Genomic DNA, 3,158 nt, shown 5'->3' on the forward strand with positions numbered 1-3,158 from the left:
AATGCAATTAATTTATACAATGAAATAAGATTACATTTATCTTTAGACTATAAAACACCAAATATGGTATACTTAAAAACAGCTTAAATCAATTTTTAACCTGTAGCCATATTTCAGGACTAGACATTAGGAAACCATCTATCAATCAAAGTTTTTATTTCAAATTTCGCATTCTCAAGAATTGAATTTAATTGGTCTCTATTTTGGTCAACTCCAAAAGCTGAAATCTGTTCTGAAGATATTCCCATAAAATCAAAATTTTGTTTTATTGTAGACGAAGCATATTCTTTAATATTACCCGAATTATTATAATCGAACCCACTAACTACTAGTAATAAAGCTTTTTTATCATTACAAAGACCAGTAAATCCTGTTTCAGGGCTAAAAGAAAATGTTTTATCACTAACGACAATGGCATCTATCCAAGCCTTTACTGTTGCAGGCATAGTAAAATTGTAAATGGGAAAAGCCAATACTATATTATCAACTTCAAGAACTTCATCTATAAGTCTATTATGATTAGATAGAATAGAAAGTTCCATTTCTGAAAAATCTCTTTTTCCCGTATTCCATTCCATAATTAAATTCAAGTTTTTTTCTAATAATAATTCAGGTGGAGTTTCAGCTAAATTTAAATGTTTTATTTCTGTTTTTCCTTTAGCTAGTTCAACAAACTCATCAAATAAAATTTTGGTGTAAGAGCCTTTTCTAGGTGTGTAGTTTATAACTAATGTTTTTGTCATTTTTTCTATTTTTTTTACAAATATAAATTCAAACTATTGATAATTTTAATTATTTTTGTTTGCTTATATATAACATATATTATGATTAATTTAGAATGGTTGAGGACTTTTAGTGTTATATATGAATGTAATAATATTACAGAAGCTTCAAAGAAGTTAAATATGACTCAACCTGGTGTTAGCAAACATTTATCTGCACTAGAAAGCCATATTGGGAAAAAACTATTTGAAAGAACCACTCGGAAATTAGCACCTACCGAATATGGAAATTTTTTATATACACAGATTAATAACCCATTACAGGAATTAGAAAAAGTAGAATATTATTCTGGTCAAAGGGCAAAAAAAGAACGCTATGCTATAACAATTGGTTGTACGACAGACTTTTTTAAAAAAGAACTTATCAATAAAATTTACTCTTTTGATATGTACATTGTTACCCATTTTGGAACTGAAAAGGATTTGATTGAAGCTCTTGAAATGGACAAAATCCAATTAGTTGTAGGAATAAAAAAATATGATGTTTATGACCATCAATTCATATATGTAAAGAATGAAACATTAGAATTAATATGTTCCGAAGACATTGAAATTCCAAAGAATACAGAAAGAAGTGAGGAGGAATTTATCAAATGGATACAAAAACAAACTTGGTTTACTTATGACAATAACCAAAATGATATAAAAAAATTCTGGGATACTAGATTCAATACTAATCCTAGAATAGTTCCTAGATATATTTTACCTTCTTATTTGGACATAATAGAAACTTTAAAAAACAATAGCGGATTTAGTATAGTTCCTAAGCATTTGTGTGAAGAAGGGTTAAACAAAAATTTGATTAAAACCCCAATTAAATCTTCTAAAAAAATAGAGCAAAAACTATTTTATTCATTTAAGCTTAAGAATAGCAACTTGAAAGAAATCAGGCTTTTTATAGAGAAGATGAAAAAAACTAATGCCAACAACGTATATAAAAAATAGCGGTTTAATCGCTTAATCGAAACAAAATGAATAAATTAAAGGTCAGTTATAAACCGAAAAGTTAGTGCATAAAGTCCGCTACTTTTCATATACAAGACCGTTACCTGTAATACACTCACAATGAACACTTATTCTATAAAACCAAATCTCGTTACTACAAAAGTAAAAGCTGATTATTTTGATCGACAGAAAGAACATTTTAAAACGATGGATAGTCATGAAATAACAAAACAAGTTCTGGGATTAGTGGCCGCAATTATTGCATCATATTTCAGCACCACTTTTGGAATAGTAATATTTGTATTTGTATTATTAATTGTTATATACTATAATGCTACTATCTGGGCTAAAGTTGAGAATAAAAGAAAAGAATCTGAAAGACAAAGAAGATCTAAAGAAAGTGATTTAAAAAAAGAAAATACACATAGGACTAAACTAGCCGAAGAAATGTCAATAAAACTTAATGGAGTTTTAGATAAATCAACTTTTTTAGTAACTAAAGGTTTAGCAATACAGCTTGATTCAATCAGTTCAACATTAGAAAGAATTAAATTTGAATTTAATGAAAACGCTTTAATTCCTTTTTGGGATGAAATTGAAATTTTTGTAAAAAGAATGAATTCTTATAAAGAAACTTTAAATTCTCTCGAGAAAAACAGAAAACTGTACTATCAAATTATACATAGTACAGAAAATAATTTCCCAAAAGAGTTTCCTTCTAAATTGAATAAAGAAAGACCTGAAAAATTAATAAACGACTTTAAATTTATACAGAGAGAAGCATTTAAAAAATTTGAATTTGCAAACTTATGGGAACAGAGAAAAACTCAAAAAGTTTTAGCATTTGGATTTTCAAATTTACAATCCGCAATAAATAATATGTCGCATAGTATAGAATCAGCCATATATAATTTAAACAATAATGTTATAAGCCTGAATAAAAATGTAGTTAACCTTAATAATAATGTCGTAAGTGGTCAAGAACATTTATCTGAGAAAATCAAATCTTTGAAATTGAGTAATGTTAATAATGTAGAAAAAGTCAATAAAACATTGGAAAAAAACTTAAGTGATATCGATAGTAAACTATATTTCATACAATATAACAAAGTCCCATTTGAGCCATTTAAAGGTGATTATTAATAATTTATAAGTACTACAGGTAACAACGTGTATAATTAATTGCGGTTTGATGGCTAAGCGCAGGATTTTTTCTCACAATTCACTATATTGCTTAACAAAGAATAATGGCGTGCTTGCACGCAACTAACCATACACGTACACGTTAGGGTACATTTAAGATGACGTACTTTCCTGAAATAGGTTGACTAAAAATTAAACCTTTTAGCAACATACCTAATGAAAGACAAAAAACAACACTGCCGAAAAAATTCCTACAAAAAAGTAGGTTTCGATTTAAAACTTTTAATC

The 3,158-nt window shown here is 27.5% G+C and carries 3 protein-coding genes; 2 read left to right on the forward strand and 1 reads right to left on the reverse strand.

Annotated elements, in window-relative coordinates; all coding sequences use genetic code 11:
• Window positions 1–119: 119 nt before the first annotated feature.
• On the reverse strand, window positions 120–743 hold the full coding sequence (locus tag N4270_RS16960; RefSeq protein WP_260098543.1) for an NAD(P)H-dependent oxidoreductase: 624 nt from the start codon (window positions 741–743) through the stop codon (window positions 120–122).
• Between the two features lie 81 nt (window positions 744–824).
• On the opposite strand from N4270_RS16960, the gene N4270_RS16965 reads away from it, so the two are divergent.
• Both N4270_RS16965 and N4270_RS16970 read left to right on the forward strand, forming a co-directional pair.
• Window positions 825–1,727 carry a LysR family transcriptional regulator gene (locus N4270_RS16965; RefSeq protein ID WP_260098544.1) on the forward strand — a complete coding sequence of 301 codons (903 nt, stop codon included), beginning with the start codon at window positions 825–827 and terminating at the stop codon, window positions 1,725–1,727.
• A 120-nt stretch (window positions 1,728–1,847) separates the two neighbouring features.
• A complete protein-coding gene (locus tag N4270_RS16970) occupies window positions 1,848–2,870 on the forward strand; it encodes a hypothetical protein (RefSeq protein WP_260098545.1) in 1,023 nt (340 codons plus the stop codon).
• Window positions 2,871–3,158 lie beyond the last annotated feature (288 nt).

The organism is Psychroserpens sp. SPM9, assembly GCF_025153525.1.
GTDB lineage: Bacteria > Bacteroidota > Bacteroidia > Flavobacteriales > Flavobacteriaceae > Psychroserpens.